We start from the raw sequence: 22413 nt of genomic DNA on the forward strand, positions 1-22413 counted from the left end.
TGTTTGGTGGAAGCGGTTTTTACTTATAATAAAAAGACGGAAGGGGGATTCACAATGAACAAAGACGTGTTAATCGTCGAGGATGAGCCTAAAATCGCTCGGCTTCTCGAATTGGAACTGACCTATGAAGGCTATGCGGTTACGATAGCCGATAACGGGAAAGAAGGCTTGGAGCAGGCGCTGTCGAAGGCATGGGGGCTTATTCTTCTTGATATTATGCTGCCCGAATTGAATGGAATCGAGGTATTGCGAAGATTAAGGAAGATCGATATACATACGCCGATCATCGTCGTGACCGCGAGGAATACGACGCCGGATAAGATATCGGGGCTCGACCAGGGAGCCAACGATTATGTGACTAAACCATTCGAGATCGAAGAACTGTTCGCCAGGATGAGGGCAATGATGCGCAATCGCTTCGTAGAGCCGGAGGTGAAGGAACCGGCAAAATTACTGCAGATCAATAATCTTACGTTGAACAAAATGACTCGGGAAATTAACCGCGAAGGAAAAAGGATCGATCTTACGCCCAAAGAGTACGATCTGTTCTTATTCTTGTTGGAAAATAAATACCATGTCCTGAGCAGGGAACAGATCATGAACCATGTCTGGGGATATGACTTTGAAGGAGAAACGAACGTCATCGACGTTTATATCCGTTACATTCGCAAGAAGATCGACCATGATTTTGATGTTAACCTTATCCATACGATACGCGGAGTGGGCTTCTGCGTCAAGGAGGAGGACAGTTGAAGCTTCGAACCAAATTCACGCTTCTCACTTCCATATTGGTCATTCTCATCTTGCTCTGCGTAGATATCGGAATCTATTTCTTATTTATTCAAATGGCCACGCGCAACGAGATCGAACTGCTGCGCAACAAGTCGGAGCAGATTATCGAGAAAATCGGACCTTCTGTTATGCTGGACAAGAATCAGAACGGCCAAATCCTGAGCTATCTGCCCGAAGATTCGGCGATCCGGGTATTCACGCCGGATTTGAAGGTCGTTCAAGTTTATCAACAAGAACCCGACATCGATTTTAATCAAATCGTTATTTCTTCCATGAACGATTCCAGGCTGCTCGTTATCAACGATCAGAAAATATTAGTCGTTCGAATCCCGATACAGTCTGACAACAAGATCATTGGTGTCCTGGAGATTGCAGAGAAAATGGAGACCCTCGAATCCAATATAAACCTGCTGGTGATAATTCTGATCTTCGCGACGCTCGGCGCAGTCATGCTCAGCGTTGGCGGGGCGCTAATTCTGTCGAGAACGCTGTTTAAGCCGATCACGGATAGCATTATTACGATGAAAGAAATCGAAAGCAGCTTGGTATTTAAAAAAATTCCGACGCAAGGCCGATCAAACGACGAACTCTTTCATATGACGGAAACGTTCAACCGGATGATGGAGCGTTTGGAGGAAAACTTTCATAAACAGCAGCAATTTGTCTCCGACGCGTCGCATGAGTTAAATACGACGATCACGATTATTGAAGGATATGCCAATATGCTTCGGCGCTGGGGGACGCGCGATCAGAAAATCCGGGGTGAGTCCGTCGAGGCGATTTACGAGGAATCCAAGCAATTGAGGAAGATGACACGGCAATTACTGGACCTGGCCTCCTCCCAAAAGAACGAAAATATCGTCTTTGAGAAATTTGATCTGGTGGCCTGCTGCAGGCAAGTATCTTCGCTGGCCAAGCAGCTTCATAAGAATGATATCCGTCTTCATTCGGACTGCCGGGAAATAGAGATCGAAGCGGATCTGTCCAAGGTGAAACAGCTCTTGCTCATTCTCATCGACAATGCGTTGAAATACAGCGAAAGATCCATCGACATCCACGTAACGAAGGAGGCGGCGAATGCCATCATAAGGGTCAAAGATTATGGGATCGGCATTGCGCAGGAGGATATCGAAAATGTCTTCGAACGCTTTTTCCGCGTTGATTCCTCCAGAAATCGTAAGACCGGGGGGACCGGACTGGGTCTGCCGATCGCTCAATCGATCGTCAGCGAGCACCATGGGAAGATCCGCATAGAAAGCACAGTTGGCGCGGGCACGGAGGTTATCTTGCATCTGCCTGTGGAGCAGGAAGATGCGGGCTGAGCGATCGTCACCTTCACAAAACTTTTGTTTGGGTTGGAATAAAGAAACGATAGGAAGTGGATACAAGTACAGGGACCCGCGATTTTTTGCAGGATAGTAGGATGAGGATTACTAAAGGTATCTCGTTGATCGATGAGTTTTGAACCACTAAAATGGATACTAAACTATAGCTTAACAATCCCTTAAACGAGGCTACCGGTATGAAATGGCAGCCTCATTAATCAATGGACAGATATGTTAAAGGACTTATGGTGGTGAAAGGGACAAGAACTTGTACCGATTGCCGTATTGGACACGAACATGTTCTTATTACCGTTTAGGCGTGTATCTAATCTATGTTCTCACCGTTGGTGTAGTAAACACAAGTACGACAGTGAAACCGCCAACTGTCAGTTCAAGTCCCTACCAATGTATTACGGAGGTGAATAATAATGGACAGCCAATTAATTGATCCTTACGAGTTACGGTTACGTAAAGCGCTTAACAAAGTGCTACCGGGATGCCTATGAAAGTCTAAAAACCCTCGACCAACTTAACTCAACTGATCCGGTACCTAACTCTAAATATATGTTTAACAATGAGGCATTCGGAATAGTGGCCATTGCATCGGTGCTCAAGCATTCAAAAAAGCTATCTTATTCGAAGGCACTACTTATTTTGCCGCTCATGGCCCACAAAGAAACACTAATCTTATTGAAGCGTGAAAACTCAATTGTCCGCAGTATTGAACAATTAATAGCAAAAAAAGAGAATCTCCTTACCAACTTTACCGAACGCTACCTTTCTCTCCTGCCAATTTCCATAAACTCTATTGTATTGCTCAATGAAATCAGGGTGCTAGAGAATGACGCAGGAATTATCGAATATGTTAACGATTCGTTTAATTTTAACAATAGAGGTCTAGGAAAGCGGGCACATGATGTCGTAAAAGCATCAAAAAAAATCTCACGTATGCTGGATATGAGCGCAGAAAACTTATATTTACAATTGAGGGTGCATATATGAAATTTCACTTTAACGAAATATCACTATGGATGAAAAATGGAAATACTCGCAGACTCAGATTCAAACCTAACAAAGTAAATGTGATAACTGGCGGTAGCATCACGGGTAAAACGGTAATTTGGGGAATTATTGAGTATTGTCTATTTGGTAGCGATCCCCGCATCCCTGAGAAAATTATTAATGAGAACGTAGAGTGGTATGGAATCAATTTCTGTATAAATGATAAAACATTTACAATATGCAGAAAAAGCATCTCTGATGATGGTACGATTTCAGACGATTACTATTTCTCATGAAGCGGAGAGATACCTGAGATACCTGAAAAGAGTATTAATGAGGATGAACTGAAGAGTCTCATAGATGTTGAGTTTGATGTTCATGACAAAGTAGTCATCCCGTGTCGAGGAACAAGAACATATTCCCATTGAAGTCGCTATTAGTACGTCTTTAAAACTGAATTTAATGCTGTATCGTGAGCCCAATGATGCGCTATTCCACAGAGAAGGAAACAAAGAGACGTATCCTTTAATTATCTATCTTCAAGGGTGTGGATGGGGATGGTCTGAGCAAAATATTTTTGCATTTGTACCGCAACTTACTGATGTGGTCAAATCAGGCTTTGTCGTCGCAACCGTGCAATACAGAGGAAGCGGCAGCGCTATTTTCCCAGCTCAAATACAGGATGTAAAGGCAGCGGTACGTTTTCTAAAGGCTAATGCATCTCTTTATAATATAGACTCTGAAAGAGTTGGTGTATGGGGGGATTCTTCCGGTGCTCATCTGGGATTGCTGTTAGGACTAACGGAAAACAATACAAATTTTAAAGGAGAGAGAGAATATTCTGATGTGTCTGACCGGGTTCAAGCTGTAGTGGACTGGTTCGGACCAACGGAATTTCTAACGATGAGCCAATATCCATCTGTATTTGATCATGATTCACCACATTCCCCCGAATCCAAACTTATTGGCGGACCAATTCAAGAGCTTAAGGACAAATCCAGAAATGTAAGTCCTATTGAACATATCCATCCGGATGCTCCCCCAATTCTGATTATGCATGGAGATGAAGATGATGTCGTTCCTTATGAGCAAAGCGTCGAATTCTTTAAAGCTTTACGGCAAGCGAATGTGGATGCGACAATGTACAGAATTAGAGGAGTAGGGCATCTTGGTTTTGTTCAGCCGCAAACGATGCAGATCGTAAAACAATTTTTTATAAAGTACTTAAAAAAGGAATATTAATAAAGTGTAAACACAACCCACCTCAGTATAATTGTCGAGGGACAAGAACATGGTCCCATTGAAGTCGCTATTTTAGCGGCTTTTTTATTTTATCGGTACAAGTTCGTGTCCCGAGCCAAGGACAAGAACTTGTACCGATTGCCGGAATGGACAAGAACATAGTCCGATTACCGATTAGATGTGTATCTAAATGAGAAGAAATGTAATTAAAACCTCAATAAGCAGCATTATACAGGACAGTTTTCGCATTTCAGATCTGAGTAGAAGTGTTGTGTCTCTTATGGGTGACAGAAACACTGAATGCTGTTTTATAGTCAAAGAAACCAGCTTCAATGATCGGAAGTACTTCGATTAAAACTGTGATCTCATTTGAATTAGATAAAACAAACTCATAAAAGCACTTTAGCAAAGAAGTGGAGAGGATGCTGGATGTGTCTTTTGGCTCGAGGAATGAAAACATATACCGATATCGTACTTAGTGCTGATCCTGTCATTGTTGAGGGACAAGAACATGTTCCTATTACCGATTAGGCGTATATCTAATCGGTATTTCACCTTGTTTCATAAAGCCAACGGGCATGGATTTATCCATTCCTAGTTAAGGTTCACGTTCAGCTCTTTTTGTTCGCATTTGAATTTTGAAAAAGGATAAATAACTCAGGCATTTTGAGCAATCATTTCCCGTTAGTTCAATCGTCTTAAAGAATATCTGATTTAAACAGATCATGTAATAGCATTGATTAAAACTGACAGAATATAGGGCAAGGGAGGTGGATTTAATCAACACATGTACTATAATAATGGAAATTAAATAAGGGATGGTGTTTCTCAATTGAAAACTTTTTATTGTGATCTGGAAATAACCTTAGATGTCATTGGCGGAAAGTGGAGACCTCTTATTCTGTATTACTTAATAAAAGGTCCTAAACGGACCGGTGAATTGAAAAGGCTCATACCATCAATTTCTCAGAAAATGTTAGTACAGTCGTTGCGGGAGTTGGAGAGTAATAATTTGATTATAAGAAAAATGTTCAATCAGGTACCACCAAAAGTGGAATATGCAATATCAGAAATGGGTATGTCACTTGAACCCACTTTGCGAGCTCTTTGTGATTGGGGGCAGGATTACGCAGAGAAAACATGGAACAAGGATGAATATCGGAGATTAAATGTAGAATAGAGTAATTTAAAAAATCAAATTATTCTTTACTTCATCACAATTATCACTTTTTGGTTACTATATAACCAAAAAGTACGTACTATTTTAAAAGTGATACATAGTACATAATGAGACTTGTGACCATGAAGAAAATAAAAAAATTAATAAGAGGAGTGTTCTAATGATGTCAACAAACAACAGTCAAATAATTCTCAATATACGTTTTAAAATTAAGCCTGGTAAGAAAGAAGCTTTCCGTGAAAGTCTATTTGCAATGATTAGCAACTTCAAGAGTGAACCTACCTTTGTCAATGCGATCGTCTCCGATGATCTTGATCATTCTGATGATCTTGTCATCTATGAGATCTGGCAGGGAACAAGAGAAAGTTGGATTGAACACGAACTTAATAAACCTTATCGTGCTGAGTATGAAGGTGCACTTACCAACCTTATTGATGATAGAATCGTAAGCTGGCTTGAACCAGTCGGTGAATGGGGAAGTACACTGACGAATGTAAGACGGTAAGTTTTTTAAAGGTAAGGATTATCACTTGCAATCCATTCTGTAGCCTCCAAATTCGAATTTTACAAATAATCTCTGAATATTTCACCGTGAAACAACAGTCACTCGATCTACTGCCAAACTTAATCAATGGAAGATAGATGTTCTCGCTAGCTTCACGATAAAAGATGATGTGGACGATATGATAACCTTTTTTTTGACCATAATGCAACTTATATTGTTACATTATGGTCAACTTACCTTCATTGAAGAATAAGATGAGAATGTTAAACAAATATAATTTCATGGAGGTGCCTAATGAAATTTGGCTTTATTGGTGCTGGAATAGTTGCTCAAACGCTGGCGAGGCATCTCTTGCTTCACGGTCATGAAGTTATGCTCAGTAATAGCCGTGGTCCCGAAACGCTCTCAGACCTAGTAAGCTCGCTCGGTACTGGCGCAAAAGCTGGAACACCTATAGAAGCAGCTGAGCAGGACTTTGTAATTTTGAGCGTAATGTGGCCGCAAATGCCTACTGCTTTGTCCATGGTTCCTGACTGGACAGGCCGTGTTCTTATTGATGCGACTAACCGCTTTGAAAATATGGAACCTTTAGTCGGTGAATTATCAGGAAAGAATTCGAGTGAAATCGTAGCGCAATATGCTCCGGGTGCTCGGGTAATCAAAGCTTTTAACAGTGTACCGATGGAATGGATTAAGAATTACACGGAAGAGAAGCCGAAGACTGTCCTATTCATGTCCGGTGACGACATCCAAACCAAACAAGTCTTGCAAGAAATTTGGGAGAACATTGGTTTTGCCTGTATTGATCTTGGCTCCTTAAGCCAGGGCGGTCTGCTGCAGCAAATAGGAGGTCCTCTTGCTGGATTGAATTTAAATCTGTTGGAGCGATACAGTGTACGATAACGCTATTCTAGGTTGCAAGTGCCAGCAGATGTGTGAACCAAATCTTATTGGTTGGAATGTTTCGTTATTTGTGGACATTTACCAACTTCATATTCATGCACCGCCTAACGTTAAGGACTTTCAGTCAATCATATGGTCATAAAACAGGTGAACGATCCGGAAGTCGTGATTGGTTTCTAGTTATAAGATTACAGCATTAATAAAAGTACAAAAGGGGTTATTCATATGGGTAAAATACTTATTACTGGAGCAACAGGTAATCTCGGCAGCAGGACACTAGAGCTTCTTCTTAAAAAGGTTCCGTCAAATCAGGTCGCTGTATTGGTACGTGATCCGGAATCCGAAAAATTGAAAAAGTTTGTTAAAGAAGGTATAGAAGCTCACAAGGGCGACTATTTTGATTATGACTCACTTCTGCGGGCTTTTAATGGTGTTGACGGATTGTAATATGAAGTGCGACACCCGCTGGAAATAAATAAAAAATGGCCCATGGCCGGATTCGTGTAGAATGAAGGTTCCTACACCACATTCACACAAGGAGAATCCACCATGAGCTACACACATCTTAGCATAGTTGAGCGCAGCAAGCTAGAAATCCTCCATCGGCAAGGTCAAAGTTCAAGAGCCATCGCAAAAGAATTAGGAAGACATCCTTCGACGATTTGTCGTGAATTGGATCGTGCTACTTCATCGCAACCGTATCACGCAGAACAGGCTCAGAGCGCTTATGAGGAGCGTCGTCAAGCTTCGATCTCACCGGGTAAATGGTCCGAAGCCATAGCGATTTCCTTAGAGGAAAAACTGCAGGCAACGTGGTCTCCAGAGCAAATCACGGAACGTTTCCGTATCCAAGGCCTGCCGTCGGTTTCCTTTAAAACCATCTATCGATGGCTCTACGCTGGGCGTCTGGTTCGAGGCACGTTACAGGTCCTTCGGCACAAAGGGAAGCGTCAGAAACCTGCAGAAACTCGCGGTAAATTCGCGATTGGCAGATCGATTTCAGATCGTCCTAAAGAGGTTCGTTCCCGGGAAACGTTTGGACACTGGGAACTGGATACCGTCGTTTCGGGTCGTGGGAAAAGTAAAGGATGCGTAGCCACGCTCATTGAACGCAAAACCCGTCTATATACCGCCATTCTTATGCCTGATCGCACCGCTTTGTCCATGGAAATTGCGCTTGGTGTAGCCATTTCACAGTACCCCACAGGCACTTTCCTCACAGCCACGGCGGACCGAGGAAAGGAGTTTGCATGCTATACCAATCTGGAAAAAAGCTATGATCTGCACGTTTATTTTGCTGATCCATACTCGTCTTGGCAACGCGGTTCCAATGAAAATGCGAATGGCTTACTTCGAGAGTTTTTCCCGAAAGGCACTGATCTCGCTAAAGTCGAGGATGAGGATCTCGCCGGTTCACTAGATCTAATTAACCACAGACCACGAAAATGCTTGGGTTGGAGAACCGCTCACGAATCTTTCACAGAGGAACTGTCGCACTTGGTTTGACAATCTGTCTGTTGAAAAAGTAATGCTTATTTCCGCGCAAGCATTTACCGACCGCAATACGCAACATTTCAATGTGATCGCAGCTGCAAAACAGGCTGGTGTGAAACAAGTGATTTTCACGTCGATCATACGAAGAGAAAATTCAAATCTTATTGTGCCCGAAGTATCGATGTCAGACTTATTTGCTGAACAAACGCTTAAAGCATCCGGATTAGACTATACCATTCTGCGGAATCCTCCGTATCTTGAAGTCATGCATTCGTATTTCGGAGATGCGCTTAAAGTCGGCGTACGAGTACCAGCTGGTTCCGGTAAAGTAGCCGCTGCATCTCTGGACGATTTGGCGGCAGCCAACGTAGCCGTTCTTACTCAAAACGGGCACGAAAATAAGTCATATACTTTAAGTGGCAGCGAGGGAAGCTCTTTTGCAGACATCGCTGAAGCCCTCTCGGAGATTAATGAGATGAATATCCCTTATGAGGCAATTAGCGAAAAAGAATATATAGACACTATGGTAGCGAATGGCTTGCCTGTTCTTATGACTGATTTCTTATTAGGTTGGGTGCGTGGAATCAACACTGGAGAATTCTCGGAGACGTCTGGGGATCTTGAACGTCTGATTGGCCGAAAACCAATGACGTATAAAGAATTCTTTAAAATCAAATCGCCGTTTTCTAAAATTGAAGATTGAAAGCTGGCATGATATTAACTTACTCTATGAAAAGTTTAGAGTTATTTACAAGGAAGACATACTATGAGCCGCAAAGGCAAAGTACCATCAGAATCGCTTCTGTGATCCTCAAGAGGTTCTTGATGTGAAGTTCACGACTTTTGACTACAAGCTCGCCAAAGGCGATGTATTGATCAGAGTTACAAGTCTTTGGTTCGAGAAGGCATTTGACTATTCAAAACAATTCAGGAATGGATCTGCATTTTGAATGGTTTAGAGATGTTCATACAGATCACGCATGGAACTTTATACAAAACAATAAACATGAAACACGTAAATCAAGAAAAGTAGATGTAAGCGCCTATTTTCCAGTAAAAGTATATAAAAATGATGCAGGCTCAGTTGGATCATACATCGGATCTTTTACGAGAGAAGTTTATGGCCATGACCGGGTTGCTATCGTAAATTTAACAGTCGATGGAAAACCTGCACTTCAGGCAATATCTTTAGTCGAGACTCCATTAAAAATTCTCGTTACTTGGATTTTATGATGTGAATATTTTGAAGAAGAAGAATATTGAATGAATGTCTCGGGACAAGAATATTGTTCCATTCAAAGTCGCTATTATAGCAGCTTTCGTATTATTAGGGTCAGCCAGAGATTTTCTGGTTGGCCTATTTTTATGGGTGTTTTACGATGGTGGTAACCGGGAGAACGAGGGCGGCTTAGGGACAAAGAACCCGTACAAAAAATTGTTCTCCCACTACCGTCCAACGACCATGTTTGAGCTGGTTGAGGCTATGACCTCGTAATCACAAGCGAAGCTATGGGTTTGGAAACCAGGTGGGAATGCCGGTAAATCGAATGAGGGAGGTTTGGTTTCGAGCGGCTAGGGGAAGTGCTTAGCATACTGAAAGAGGAAAGTGGTGTGGAACCTGTCGTTATCTTCGAGGCAACCGGACATTACCATTGAGGTTTGGCGGGGTATCTCATGGCAGAAATTATGCGGCGAGAAAAAAAGGACAACTCGCTTTCTGAAGGCACACAGACAGTTCCATTCCTGAAAAGATTGAGAGCAAGGTATCAATGCCGATTTAAAAATTATATCTGAGTTGTCGCGGGACAAAACATTGTTCCATTCAAAGTCGCTATTATAGCGGCTTTTTTGTTTTAAGGAACCACGTTCTTGTCCCAAGCTGAGGACAAGAACATTGTACCATTGCCGAAAAGGACAAGAACAATATGTCATTTCGGATTAGGGGTTGTAAACGAACAAACACTGAAAGATTTGGTCAAAGAAACTGGGTACAGGACATCTCTAATGATTCCCTCCGGATGCTTGATGGCCGTCGCCATGTTAAATAAAATGCCATACTTGTTGCCGACTCGTCGTAGATCGTTCATTTGGAAAGGCCCTTTGCCGGCATGGACTTGGGGAGGACCGCGTTCGTCGGGAAAGTCGGTAGAAATAGGCTGCAGCGCGTTTCGGTCCACAGAACGATTGAGGGGACTATAGGGGCTCTTGCTGGCAGAAAGCAAATGCCCCTCCGCTATGTTGGCGGAAGGGGACAGATCCTTGTCAATTGCAGTACTTTTATACCTTGTGCTTAACATCAAAACAGCGATTAAGGGGACGGGTCCTTACAAGATAATGAGGCATTTTTTTTTGTTCTTTCCGCTAGTTTAGTAATCGAATCAATGTCTTGATCGGTTAATAGATCTAGAAAATGCTTGCGTATTGCCTTTGAGACTATGGGAAGGGCATCATCCAAGGCTGACTTTCCGGCGGAAGTAATGATGACTTGAACACCGCGATCTGTGTCTAGTGGTTTCCTCAGAACAAGTCCGCGTTTTTCCATCCGAGTTAGATGATGTGATAGTCGGCTCTTATCCCAGCCCATCGATTCAGCTAATTCCTGTTGGCGAAGCTTACCATTCCCGAATTGGACTAACCGGTCTAATACTCCAAAATCACCCTCGGATAGTCCTGTGTATTCAGACATTTCTTTTACAACGCGACCGAAGATTTGTTTAAAAGAGCCTTTCCACATATTCCATATTCGCATTTCGACTTCGTTTAGTTCGTTCATATTCATATCCATAAATACATAATAACACGGTTGACGCATCAACCTCAAGGTGCTACAATGCGTTTAGGTTGATACGTCAACCAAACGGTGAGGTCGAACTAAGATTGACATATCAACTTTGGGTTGTATTACAAAGATCTCACAGTCAATTCAAGAAAGGGAGTTTATTACTATGCAGGAAAACCCCGTCGCCTTGGTCACCGGGGCCAATAAAGGAATCGGTTTGCAAATCGCGAAGGATCTTGCAACGCACGGCTTTACCGTGCTCATCGGATCGCGCAATCTCGAGAAAGGGGAGACGGCTGCGAAGAGCGTCGAAGCCGATGTCCGCGCCATCCAGCTCGATGTCACGAATCAGGATTCCATCTCCGCCGCTGCAGCGCGTATTCGCAGCGAACTCGGCCGTCTCGACGTGCTCGTCAACAATGCGGGAATATCACACGCCGGTCAGCCGGGCAGGCCGCTCGAGGAGGTTGGAAAATCGGGTCGACCAAGCGTCGCTTCTCTCGACGAAGTACGCGCGGTGTTCGAGACGAATGTGTTCGGCGTGATTGCCGTCACGCAAGCGATGCTGCCGCTCCTGCGTGAAGCGCCGGCGGCACGTATCGTTAACGTATCAAGCGGCTCTGGCTCGTTGACGTTGAACGCGGACCCTACCAATTCGCATCGCGAAATGTTTGGCGCTGTTTACGCCCCGTCAAAGACGGCTCTCAATGCGATTACGCTCGCCTTTGCCATTGAACTCATGTCGACAGGCATTAAGGTCAATGCGGTATGCCCGGGTTTTACCGCGACGGATCTCAACAACTTCGAGGGAACGGGCACTGTCCAGCAAGCTGCTTGTCATCCCGTACGCCTTGCGCTGATTGGAGAGAACGGTCCGACGGGTACGTTCTCAAATGAGAGACGCGAGCTCCCATGGTGAAGTAGTCTCTAGCACTGGATCAACATTGAGAGATGTATAGACAACCTGAAGGTGTGGATACCTTCCAAATATACATAAGGAGTGTGTTAACAAATGGAATATGTAAAACTTGGCCGCAGCGGCTTGGATGTTTCGCGGTTAAGCCTTGGAACCATGGGCTTTGGGGTACCTGAACGCGGCAATGCCCCATGGTCGTTGAATGAAGAGCAAAGCAGACCGATCATTAAAAAAGCACTAGAATTGGGCATCAACTTCTTCAGTACCGCAAATATGTATTCCGACGGAACAAGTGAAGAAATTCTCGGACGTGCATTAAAGGACTTCGCTCGTCGTGACGAAGTCGTCATTGCGACTAAGGTCTTTGTTCCGATGCGCAAAGGTCCGAATGCTATGGGGCTTTCCCGGAAGACCATCATGACCGAAATGGATAACAGTCTAAGACGACTCGGAACGGATTACGTTGATCTGTACCAGATCCATCGTTGGGATCCTAATACGCCGATTGAAGAGACAATGGAGACTCTCCACAATTTAGTTAAGGCGGGCAAGGTAAGATACATCGGAGCATCCTCCATGTTGGCATGGCAGTTTGCGAAAGCTCAGCATGTCGCGGAGAGAAATGGTTGGACACGGTTCGTTTCCATGGAAAATAGACTTAACTTACTTTATAGGGAAGAAGAAAGAGAAATGCTCCCCCTTTGCAAAGATGAGGGAGTTGGTGTCACCCCTTACCTACCTTTGGCTGCAGGCCGGTTAACCCGGGATTGGAATGAGCAGACCTCGCGATCCGAGAATGACCAGGTAGCAAAGGGATTGTTTGTTAAAACGGAAGAGGCTGATCGTAAAGTTGCGGAAAGAGTTGCGGAAGTTGCCGCTGACCGTGGAATTCCACGTGCACAAATTGCACTTGCATGGTTGCTGCAAAAGGAAGAGGTTACAGCTCCAATTATCGGCTCAACTAAGATCAGTCATCTCGAAGACGCGGTTTCGGCGTTGTCGGTTAAATTGACACCCGAAGAAATTACGAGTCTAGAAGAACTTTATATACCGCATACATTAGTATAAATTGGACACAAATACACAACATCTTTGGGCGAACGCTTCTACGGTGTTCGCCCTCTTATATAGTTGTTCATGAGAGGGGCGGGTCTAACGAGAAACGTTAGTTTAACAAACAGACTGCAATTGGTACATTTATCACTCATAAAAAGAACTCTCCAGATGCGGAGGGTTCTAACATTTTTATCCATGTGTTTGCGGGTGGTGTCAGCTACGCTGTTATTACCCCGAATTGAAGACTTCATAACTGACCACACAGGTTTGGGTTATATTATTTCCGAGAGAAAGGTAAATTTGACCAACTCAATACACTTTTTTGAGATACTCCGCTAACTCTTTATTTAATTGGAACCGAGGAAAGGTACCTGCTGATATACAACAAATAGAGAAATGACCTATGTTACTTATATGCCTTTATTGTTGGATAGGGGGTTAATAGCTCTCACTGTTTTATACTGAAGATCCACAACTAACTGAGGTTATGGATTTTCGCCTTTAAGTGATATGGAACTTTTTTGATTCTGGAGGATCCCGGAAAGGATAACAACTAAAAATACTAAATGCATAGTAAGTAAGAGTATATGATCGATTAGAGGAGGAATTATAGTGAGTTAATAAAAGGAGAAAACGGGTTTTGTTTGTATTGGTTACATATGTACAAAATACGAGTTTTGTGAAACAGTAATCAAATTTTAAGATCATGAATGATTTTCACGCCTATTCAAACTCTGTTCACATGGATAAATGTGGCTTAATGTTTTTATAACCCCCGAGATATTTTTAATTTCGTATGGATAAATATGTGATCCTGTATGTTTCTGTTACCAAACAATTCAGTTATCTCAAATATAATATGCACCCAATCCAACTTTAAAATGAGCACATATTATATTTGATACCGAATCTTTTAATTTATGCTACATCAACTTAATTCCCGTGCACCCAAAACTCTATAATACTGTTCCAGGTATTGGATTCGTTTCCTTGCCCGACATAACGAATGAATTTTGCCTGAATCGGTTCAAATTCAAATGTTTCATAGGCAGCCTGTTTTTGACTGGCCACGTTATTTAATACCTTTTGGTAATTAATACCATCCAATGAAACTTCCAAATCGAAATAATTGGATCGCGTATGACCATTATAGAATTGGATGCTTACCTGCCCTACTTGAGTCTGTTGCTCAAGCTCCAACTGCAAGTATTGTCCCTTTCCATCTGCAGACCATCTGGAGTCAGGATCACGGTCGATCGTATGGATCGGCAGATTGCCATCATCTGCACTTGCCGTAACCTTGGTTACAGCAGCAAATGGTCCTTCCGGTTCGGCCATGGGCTCTTTGACTTCAAATTTCTCTCGTGCCTCGACCGTTACTCCATTAAAGACGCAGCTCACAATGACGTCGACAATTCCCGCTTTTACCGCATGGAAGGTAGTTCCGTCCGTATATCCGATCGTCTCATCACTCGACGTATACGTGACAGGAACGTTCAATTCCGTAATGTTCACGATCTCACCATTATCTAATGTTAGAAATGAGGATAATTCCCCGCTCGCGCCTGCACTGATCGCATTGCCTGCAACTCTCCATCCTGGAAGCGCTTTATTCGGACTTATGGAGATATTCTCTGGAAGTACCGGTGTATCCGCTACCTTAAAATTCACTCGCACGTTCTGGGTATGCCCCCGATACGATACAGTGATCTCTCCAGTTCCATTGGTCCCTTGCGGTTGTTTAATTTTAACCTTGGCATCCTTCGCAAATGGTTTCGCAGAGATGAACGGTGTTTCCGTTGTGCCATAAGGTAAAGTGTGAACGTAATCCGTTCTTAAGAACTGCATACCCGCTATAGCTTCGCCATTCACCAACAGGGATTGGAGCCCCAGCTGAATATCTTTGATTCGCTTCTTGCTCTGATCCTGATATAAACTCTGCGGAGATAAACGATCTCCTTCTCCAATGCCTTCCGCCATATCAAATGGCTGCGTATTCGCATCCGGAATGGAACCAACAATGTTGACGTTCACGCCGGTGTCCTTTCCTTTTGTTCCAATGACATAACCATTCCCGAATTGTTCTGATTCTACAATAACGCCGGATTTACTGCGATGTGCCGCCTGTCCGGTCGTATTCCAGAACACACTTTCCGTGGTAACGACTCCATGACGATTCGTTTCGGAGGATCCATAATCCCGCGTAATGGCAGAGATCCCGTCTCCGTTGACTACTAGGTTGTCGATCAGGTTCGCCATGCTCATGTACATATGGAAGTCGGTCATTAATGAAGGATTCTCGGAATACGACCCTTGCAGCACATTCCCGTTCGCAGAGAAGTTGGCATATGTGAAGCTATGTCTAGCTCCGATCGCCTTACTGTTCTTGATGAGATTATCATTGCCTATAAATTGATATAAATAACCGTTTCCATTCGCTCCACGATACTGCGGGTACTGCATGGTTACATGATCCACTGTGACGTTCTTCGTACGGTCCAGAATAATTCCCTTGGACAATAGATGATAATCTGCATTGCCAGCTGGCTTATACGTGTTAATATTACGAATCCAGCTGTTCGCCACTGCGATCACATTGATCGCTTTAGCATTATCAGCCTCGTATCCAGCAGTTCCAACGACTTTGAAGTCATCCTCACCAAGTCCAGGTTTCGAATTCTGAATGTTTGCGATTGAGAAATCCTCCAAACCAACCTCGACAATCGGATCAGCCGTTTGACTAATCGTAATGTCATCGCGCAGCTTCATTGGATAACGCGTCGGAATGTCTAGCGTAATCGTATTATTCTCCGGATCTACCTCCACGATTTGGCGATAGAATAACGGTTCTACTTTACCGAGACGTGAAGACCATTTGTTTTGCATGCCCAGCTCACGTAAGAACCCAGGCGTTGTTTCGAATGAAATGACCACGTAATCATTCACCGCAAACCCGCTCGTATCCTCAACGGGCAGCAGGACGGTTGGATCGGTAACGGACTTGCGAAGTTTCGTAGAGATCCCCGTTTTTTTCCAATCCCCGTTACCGATCCGGATAATATCCTTGTTTTTCATATTTTGCTGTGCATTATAGATATGAGTCTTGTTCATCCCGTCACCTTTCAGGACTACCCGACTTGCAGGAATGGTTAGTGAATAATCCTTGCCGGCCTGAGGATTAACCTGATATGTACCTTTGGGAAGATACACGACACCCCCACCCAACGCAACCGCAGCATCAATTGCTTTTTGAATCGCCTGGGTTGCATCACGGCCCCCTGAAGGATCGGCAAAATAAGGTGAATTGGTAACGTCGATACGTTTGTTCTTGGCCGTTTTAGGCAGGTCTTCTTCCCCACGTCGATAACCGGCATACGAAAAGTCATGCAGAAATCTTCCTTGTTCATCTTTAAATCCTGGATACCAATCAATTGGGTAGAGTCTGCTTCTGCCATCCGTCCCTAGAGACAGGTTCTCACTCGCACGTTCAATAGACAGCTGTGAGTCACCCTCTGATGCTCGAACTTCATGGGTTCCAGGTACAGGCAATCCAACAGCCAACGTAAATGCCAACCCTAACAAAGGCCATTTTTTCCGCATGCTTTCGTTCTCCTCCTTCTGGATTTCAGAGTATGTGAGCGGTTTCAAGAAATCCTGTAGTCACCTCCGATCCTGCTCAAGCAAGAGTCATGTGCATGCCTTCTCAGCATGTCATAACCGATTGTAGAGTACGAGGAAACGAAATTACATGAACAAAAACGACATTCCTATGCCTATTTTATACAATATAAGGATTTATTTTGAGGACACTGCACGATTATATCGTTCTAAAGCCTGCTGTTGAATCTCAATCGCACGTTCAATCTGCAACGATTTGATTTGCTCGACATACATATCAAAGGAATCCACCGGCTCCATGCCAAAAATAATTTTAAGTGACATCTCATCCACCACCTTGTTCACTTCCTGCATGATTACTGACAACTCCGTGCTTTCTTTCTCGGTCTTGGGCAGGGTTGGCACCTGATGGAGCACAGCATCCGTGTTGGACCATAGCTGCACCGCCTCTTTCTGTTCCGGCAAAATATAATATTGTTCCATATATCGCGTATCCTGCACAAATGGACCAAAATAACTTGCTCTGGTATACATCGCAAGGGCTTGCGCCGGCGACCACTTATCAGGGTTTTTCAGAATAGTATCCGTATACGTCGGATACCCGTCTTTCATCTCAAAGCTAACACCTTCTATTCCAAAATTGAACAGCAAATGCCCTTCAGGCCCATACCCATAATCCAGCATGCGTGCTGCTTCCTCCACATGACGACTGTTGCTGGATATGGCGACTCCACTGGAGCCGATAGCCGGAGCGAGCTGACCGAATTTAGGGCGATCTCCTTTGTTCATGACAGGATATGGCGCTGGTACAAGCTGTGCATGGGGATCCGTCTCCTGCAAAATGGGCAGCCATGTACCGATCCCCGCACCTGCATTCCAGATGCTCGCGCCACTGCGTCCTGTTGTCATGTTGGTATCCTGAGTCTCCGAATCGACGGCAGCCAGATTCTTGTCAATGAGTCCTTCCGCATACCATTCACGAAACAAGGCTAGAAACGCCTTATATTCAGGTTCCTGTGCCCCAAACTTAATGTGGCCATCTTCCAAGAAGAATCCTTTTTTTATGCCAAAAGCGCCAATAAAACCGCCGCCTTCGATACCAAACAACGGATTCGGAACACCGAGGAAAGTGAGCGGAGCGTCAGCTCCCTTTTTATCCTTAAATGCCTGCAGCATCGTATGCCATTCGTCGATCGTGGTTGGTACATCAAGACCGAGCTCATCCAGCCAGTCCTTTCGGATAATCGGCCCTTGATAGGTTCGCAGCTTGTCTTGTCCCTGAATAAAGGGAAATGCGTAATAACTTCCACTGGCTGTGCGAATCTGCATATCAATGTCCGGATGCTCACTCAGGTACTGCTTCAGATGAGGTGCATGTTGATCAATAATATCGTTTAATCGCAGAATGTATCCGTCTTTGATCGCTTTCTCCGGTCCACCGGGATAATTACTCCACTCATATTCGATCATATCCGGCAGCTCTCCGGACGTAAGCAGCACATTAATCGCTTCTTTGGCCTGATTGGCGGGAGGCCGGATGAATTGAAGGTTGACCCCGGTTCTTCGCTGCCATTCCTGAAAAAAAGGAACATCATTGAAACTGGATTTGATGCTTGCTGCATTGCCATTCAGTTCTGCCCAGTAGGTTAATCTCCCATCGGTGTCGAAAGCTGTAGTAGAAATGGTCCGAGATGCTGAAGCATCGGATCGGTCATTCATCTTGGCATCCGAATCTGTCCCGTTCTGATCGCAAGCAGTCAGCATGCCGAGCAGCAGGAGTAGTCCTGCCACCTTTGCTATGAATGCCAATTTCCACTTTACATTCATATTCCGGTCTCCTTTCAAATCAACTGATTTCTTTATATTTACCAGGCGTAATGCCTTCGTATTTCTTGAATACCCGGATGAAAGTGGCTGCATCATTATACCCGACCAATCGGGATATTTCTGTAATGGATTCATGTTTATGCTCCATCATTTCTTTGGCCTGTCGGATACGGCATTTATGAATACAGTCCAGCAGACCCTCACCGGTCTGATTCTTGAAGAGTTTGGACAAATAACTGCCCTTCAGTTCAAAATGCTCACCAATGGCGTTGACGTTCAAATTCACGTCCGTATAGTTACTCTCAATATACTGTGTAACCTGGGTACTGAGATGACGCAGGGAATCCTCACGTTCTTGTGATACATTCGTTGCGCGCTTATCAGCGGCATAGGCACATACCTCCTCTAACAAGGTTTGCAAAGCCTCCTGCATCTCCTGGATGGTATCCCCGGCAATAATGTCATCAATCCGGTGCGGATAATGGGTTAACGTGTTGCTATTCCTGTCCCCCAGATCATTGATGGCTTTTATCATCGTACCTACCAAGTTGAAAATCAGGCAACGAGCGAGTGTGAGCGACATAATCGGTTTATCAAAATTCCGCGCTGTAATCTCATTCATATAAGCGCTGGCTTGGTCGGTATCTCCAGCTTTGATAAAATTAAGAAGCTGCTGTTCTACTTGAAGCGGATAGTAATAGCCAAATGGGTCATCCGCCATTGCATCGCTGCGTACATCCCCATAGGTAATGATGCCTTTCTTGCCAAGCACCATTTTATATTCCATCGCGTCCACTGCTTCCTGATATGCTTCGGCGATACCAATCCACGACGTATGGCGTCCGCTGATGGAGATCGTCAGTTCCATATCATAGCGTTCCAGAAAGCGTTGTGCTTCTGCCGCAATGTGATGAAGATCCTGATTCCAGTCCGAAGAATCCGCTTTCATATTTACAAGGCAGACCATCATATCATCGACTTCCGCTACATATCCGGCGTGCTGACGCTCTGAAGTCAGTTCCTCAACAACGTTGGAAATAATGAGATGGATTAACTTGTTTCGTTCATTGATATCAATGCCCGGCAGCTTTCCATAGAGATTCTCTTCATTTTCGATGACAAACAGGATTACGGCAAACTCACTTGAATACAGCGGCATATGGAAAGAACGGAATGCATCTTCGTAGGGAACGAGTGTGTCCTGTTTGCCTTTCAGAAGCCGGTTAATCATATTCGAGCGCAGCACCTGCTGATGTTTCTGCAGCTGCTGGGCAATCTCATTCTTTTCTGATCGTGTGTTCATAATGACCTTCTGAATAAACCTTAGTTCGTTCCGATCAGCAGGTTCGTTCTGCGTAGTTTTGTCTTGTAGTGATTCCACGAGCTGCTGGATTGGAGAGTAATTCCGGCGCATGAAGAACCAGGTCAGTACACCCGCACTAATGAGACTCACCACGATACTAATATACGTAAAATTGCGGACATACACTGCCTTTTCCCAATACAGGCTGCTAGGAATAATTAATGCGTACTTCAGATCGGATACCGCGGAGTCCATGTAAAACATCTCTGATTTGCCTACCTTGGCGTTATCCAACTGAACCTGATTGCCATTCATGAATGGCTTCAATTCCTCCGATCCGGGACGATTGCTCATCAGAATCTCATTATTCTGGTTCAGGATCAGCAGTGTTGCATCACTAAAACCCGAAATGCTCTCAATCGCTTCCTGGAATCTTCGCGTATCGGCCATGACCACAACTGTACCCGTCTCCTGACCATTCAAATCATCAGGCAGACGTGTAATGTACGCAATGGCAGACTCCGCCGGACCTGCATTCTGATGCGGCAGAATGACGAATTGATTCGTTTCTGCACCCAGGATCTGATCCCGCCACGCTTCAAAAGACATTGCACCTGTGTTATGTAGGGTATGAAATGCCGTCCGCATATCCCGAATATTACCTGAACGGAGAATGGACTGGTCTTTTTTCCACACGACGTAAAATTCATCGATGGATGCGTAGGATGTTTTGTAGAGACGAAGTTCCTTCACCAGCTGATAAGCCGTATATGGCGCCTCCTTGGCTGGCTGATTGGAATACATCAGCGTTTGCAGGTTCGGACTCCACGTCATCTCCATGTTTAACCGCTTCATGAGATCAACTTGTGTATCGATCGTATAACGCATTTGCTTCAATAAAGAATCGTTCGCCCGATGTATTTCACCCTTGAGTGTCTCATTGGCTTGCATGTAAATAACCAGGCTGATCAGAATGGGTACTATTAAAACAGCACTGTAGGAGACAAGCCAGGTCACGATTATACTTTCTCGTTTTTGCCACAAATATCGAATGTTTAGCAACAACTCATCACCTAACTCTTCGTAGATTATCGATGTTTGGATCAGGAATTTATTATAACGGCAAGAGCACGATTCGGATATAGATAAAAAGTTCAATTCAATTGACAATAAGGTGAGCAAGCAGCGATTTCCCGCGTCAAATCAAGCACAAATAGCCCGTATAGACAGCTTTCGTCTATCGGGCATTCGGTATCAAAACGTCAATGTATTTCATTTAATTTTTAAATAGATGAGAATGTTTTTTTTGAATATTCTTAGAGCATTTTTAGAAAATGCGATGCTTCCATCCGTTTAATTTGGCGCTGGCCTCCACGAAGAAATAGTCACCGTAAATGAGAGAGACATTCACGTTCTGACCTGCCGGTTTATGACCGGTTCCCTCCAGAAGCATGCCTTCGTGCTCAGGAAGATCCCATGTTCCATAATGATCCCGCAGGGAATTCAGGATACGTTTGGCAACGGAAGCATAAAGCCTGCCTTCAGGATCAGTGAGTACACCTGCAAGCTCAAGCAATCCGGAAGCAGCAATGGCACCCGCGGAGCTGTCCCGTGGAATCTCTTCTCCTTCTTCGGGCTCTGCCCGGAAATCCCAATGTGGAACGCTATCCTCAGGCAAGTTGGCAATGAAGAAGTTCGCCACACGCTGTGCAGCATCCAGATATGCCGGGTCTTCTGTATAACGATACGTATTCGTTAATCCATATAAAGCCCACGCAGCTCCACGACTCCAAGCCGAATCTGGCCCTGCTCCCTGTCCCCCTATCGCTTCTGCCCGTTCACCTGTCTCGGGACCAAATGAAACGATATGATGTACAGAACCATCTTCCCGGACAAAATGCTTCATGACCATATCCGCATGAGCTTTGGCGATATGGCTGAAACGGGGATCTCCACTCTCCTCCGATGCCCAGAAGAGTAAGGACAGATTCATCATCGTGTCGATAATTGACCAGCCCAACATGTCTCCATTCCAGGCCCGGATAAAGCTGCCTTTGGTATTGAAGCGTCCAGCCAGGAAGTTGGCAGCAAATAAGGCACGTCTAGCTGCATCGGCATCTCCGGTGAGCTTGTATTTGATGACGGCCGTGGGTAGGAAATGAAAGCCCACATCGTGGTCGAAGTAGTTATTTTCGAGAAACCGTTCCGATAGCCGTTCATCCCAATTCCATGCAGCCTCTTTATATTTCTCATCACCCGTCATATCGTACACAATCCATAATATACCCGGCCAGAATCCCGAGGTCCACCAATCGATCCTCATGTCGTCATAAATGCCATTCGTACCTGCGACATGTGGAGACTTGTCACCTATAGCTGCAAGCATCTGGTCGGCTTTGCTCTTGATCTGATCCCACATGTCCTTGTCCAGTTCATTTAATACGTTCATGTAACGTCATACCTCCTTACCG

General features: G+C 44.3%; 19 protein-coding genes. 14 read left to right on the forward strand and 5 right to left on the reverse strand.

Annotated features, from left to right (window positions below; all coding sequences use genetic code 11):
* Positions 1–54 precede the first annotated feature (54 nt).
* From Q0V21_RS08755 to Q0V21_RS08810, 12 genes are all read left to right on the forward strand, one after another.
* On the forward strand, positions 55–753 hold the full coding sequence (locus Q0V21_RS08755) for a response regulator transcription factor (RefSeq protein WP_079345410.1): 699 nt from the start codon (positions 55–57) through the stop codon (positions 751–753).
* Positions 750–2114 carry a sensor histidine kinase gene (locus Q0V21_RS08760; RefSeq protein ID WP_079345412.1) on the forward strand — a complete coding sequence of 455 codons (1365 nt, stop codon included), beginning with the start codon at positions 750–752 and terminating at the stop codon, positions 2112–2114. The genes Q0V21_RS08755 and Q0V21_RS08760 overlap by 4 nt, the downstream gene beginning before the upstream one ends.
* A 594-nt stretch (positions 2115–2708) precedes the next feature.
* Positions 2709–3119, forward strand: coding sequence for a three component ABC system middle component (locus tag Q0V21_RS08765; protein WP_483312368.1), 411 nt, complete (start codon positions 2709–2711; stop codon positions 3117–3119).
* Positions 3120–3581: 462 nt separating this feature from the next.
* Positions 3582–4361 (forward strand): prolyl oligopeptidase family serine peptidase, encoded by a 780-nt coding sequence (locus tag Q0V21_RS08770; protein ID WP_301878491.1) that lies wholly within the window; start codon positions 3582–3584, stop codon positions 4359–4361.
* Between the two features lie 832 nt (positions 4362–5193).
* Positions 5194–5541, forward strand: a complete 348-nt coding sequence (locus Q0V21_RS08775; RefSeq protein WP_192267534.1) for a winged helix-turn-helix transcriptional regulator — start codon at positions 5194–5196, stop codon at positions 5539–5541.
* Positions 5542–5701: 160 nt separating this feature from the next.
* Positions 5702–6046: a putative quinol monooxygenase gene (locus Q0V21_RS08780; RefSeq protein WP_301878492.1), complete on the forward strand. Its 345-nt coding sequence runs from the start codon at positions 5702–5704 to the stop codon at positions 6044–6046.
* 294 nt (positions 6047–6340) lie between these two features.
* On the forward strand, positions 6341–6949 hold the full coding sequence (locus Q0V21_RS08785; protein WP_079344715.1) for an NADPH-dependent F420 reductase: 609 nt from the start codon (positions 6341–6343) through the stop codon (positions 6947–6949).
* Positions 6950–7174: 225 nt separating this feature from the next.
* Complete coding sequence (locus Q0V21_RS08790; RefSeq protein ID WP_301878493.1) at positions 7175–7396, forward strand: SDR family oxidoreductase; 222 nt, start codon at positions 7175–7177, stop codon at positions 7394–7396.
* A 102-nt stretch (positions 7397–7498) separates the two neighbouring features.
* The gene (locus Q0V21_RS08795) at positions 7499–8455 is read left to right on the forward strand and encodes an IS30 family transposase (protein WP_079351073.1); all 957 of its coding nucleotides are present in this window, start codon (positions 7499–7501) and stop codon (positions 8453–8455) included.
* A 22-nt stretch (positions 8456–8477) separates the two neighbouring features.
* Positions 8478–9146, forward strand: coding sequence for an NAD(P)H-binding protein (locus Q0V21_RS08800; protein ID WP_301878494.1), 669 nt, complete (start codon positions 8478–8480; stop codon positions 9144–9146).
* A 206-nt stretch (positions 9147–9352) separates the two neighbouring features.
* The gene (locus tag Q0V21_RS08805) at positions 9353–9676 is read left to right on the forward strand and encodes a hypothetical protein (RefSeq protein ID WP_301878495.1); all 324 of its coding nucleotides are present in this window, start codon (positions 9353–9355) and stop codon (positions 9674–9676) included.
* A gap of 34 nt (positions 9677–9710) precedes the next feature.
* Entirely contained in the window at positions 9711–9938 is a 228-nt protein-coding gene (locus Q0V21_RS08810) for a hypothetical protein (protein WP_079344709.1), read from the forward strand.
* 813 nt (positions 9939–10751) lie between these two features.
* On the opposite strand, the gene Q0V21_RS08815 is transcribed toward Q0V21_RS08810, so the two are convergent.
* Positions 10752–11216 carry a MarR family winged helix-turn-helix transcriptional regulator gene (locus Q0V21_RS08815; protein ID WP_293017173.1) on the reverse strand — a complete coding sequence of 155 codons (465 nt, stop codon included), beginning with the start codon at positions 11214–11216 and terminating at the stop codon, positions 10752–10754.
* Positions 11217–11388: 172 nt separating this feature from the next.
* Between Q0V21_RS08815 and Q0V21_RS08820 the strand changes: the two genes are divergently transcribed.
* Positions 11389–12141, forward strand: coding sequence for an SDR family oxidoreductase (locus tag Q0V21_RS08820; protein WP_024631922.1), 753 nt, complete (start codon positions 11389–11391; stop codon positions 12139–12141).
* Between the two features lie 93 nt (positions 12142–12234).
* On the forward strand, positions 12235–13206 hold the full coding sequence (locus Q0V21_RS08825; protein WP_024631923.1) for an aldo/keto reductase: 972 nt from the start codon (positions 12235–12237) through the stop codon (positions 13204–13206).
* Between the two features lie 921 nt (positions 13207–14127).
* Here the strand turns inward: Q0V21_RS08825 and Q0V21_RS08830 are convergent.
* The 4 genes from Q0V21_RS08830 to Q0V21_RS08845 all read right to left on the reverse strand — a co-directional run bounded on the left by Q0V21_RS08830 (position 14128) and on the right by Q0V21_RS08845 (position 22361).
* Positions 14128–16794 carry a discoidin domain-containing protein gene (locus Q0V21_RS08830; RefSeq protein ID WP_301878496.1) on the reverse strand — a complete coding sequence of 889 codons (2667 nt, stop codon included), beginning with the start codon at positions 16792–16794 and terminating at the stop codon, positions 14128–14130.
* Positions 16795–16989: 195 nt separating this feature from the next.
* The gene (locus Q0V21_RS08835; RefSeq protein ID WP_079344705.1) at positions 16990–18639 is read right to left on the reverse strand and encodes an extracellular solute-binding protein; all 1650 of its coding nucleotides are present in this window, start codon (positions 18637–18639) and stop codon (positions 16990–16992) included.
* A 19-nt stretch (positions 18640–18658) separates the two neighbouring features.
* Positions 18659–20959, reverse strand: coding sequence for a helix-turn-helix domain-containing protein (locus Q0V21_RS08840; RefSeq protein WP_301878497.1), 2301 nt, complete (start codon positions 20957–20959; stop codon positions 18659–18661).
* 310 nt (positions 20960–21269) lie between these two features.
* Positions 21270–22361: a glycoside hydrolase family 88 protein gene (locus Q0V21_RS08845; RefSeq protein ID WP_483312372.1), complete on the reverse strand. Its 1092-nt coding sequence runs from the start codon at positions 22359–22361 to the stop codon at positions 21270–21272.
* Positions 22362–22413 lie beyond the last annotated feature (52 nt).

Source organism: Paenibacillus sp. 11B, assembly GCF_030487755.1.
Classification (GTDB): Bacteria; Bacillota; Bacilli; order Paenibacillales; family Paenibacillaceae; genus Paenibacillus; species Paenibacillus vandeheii.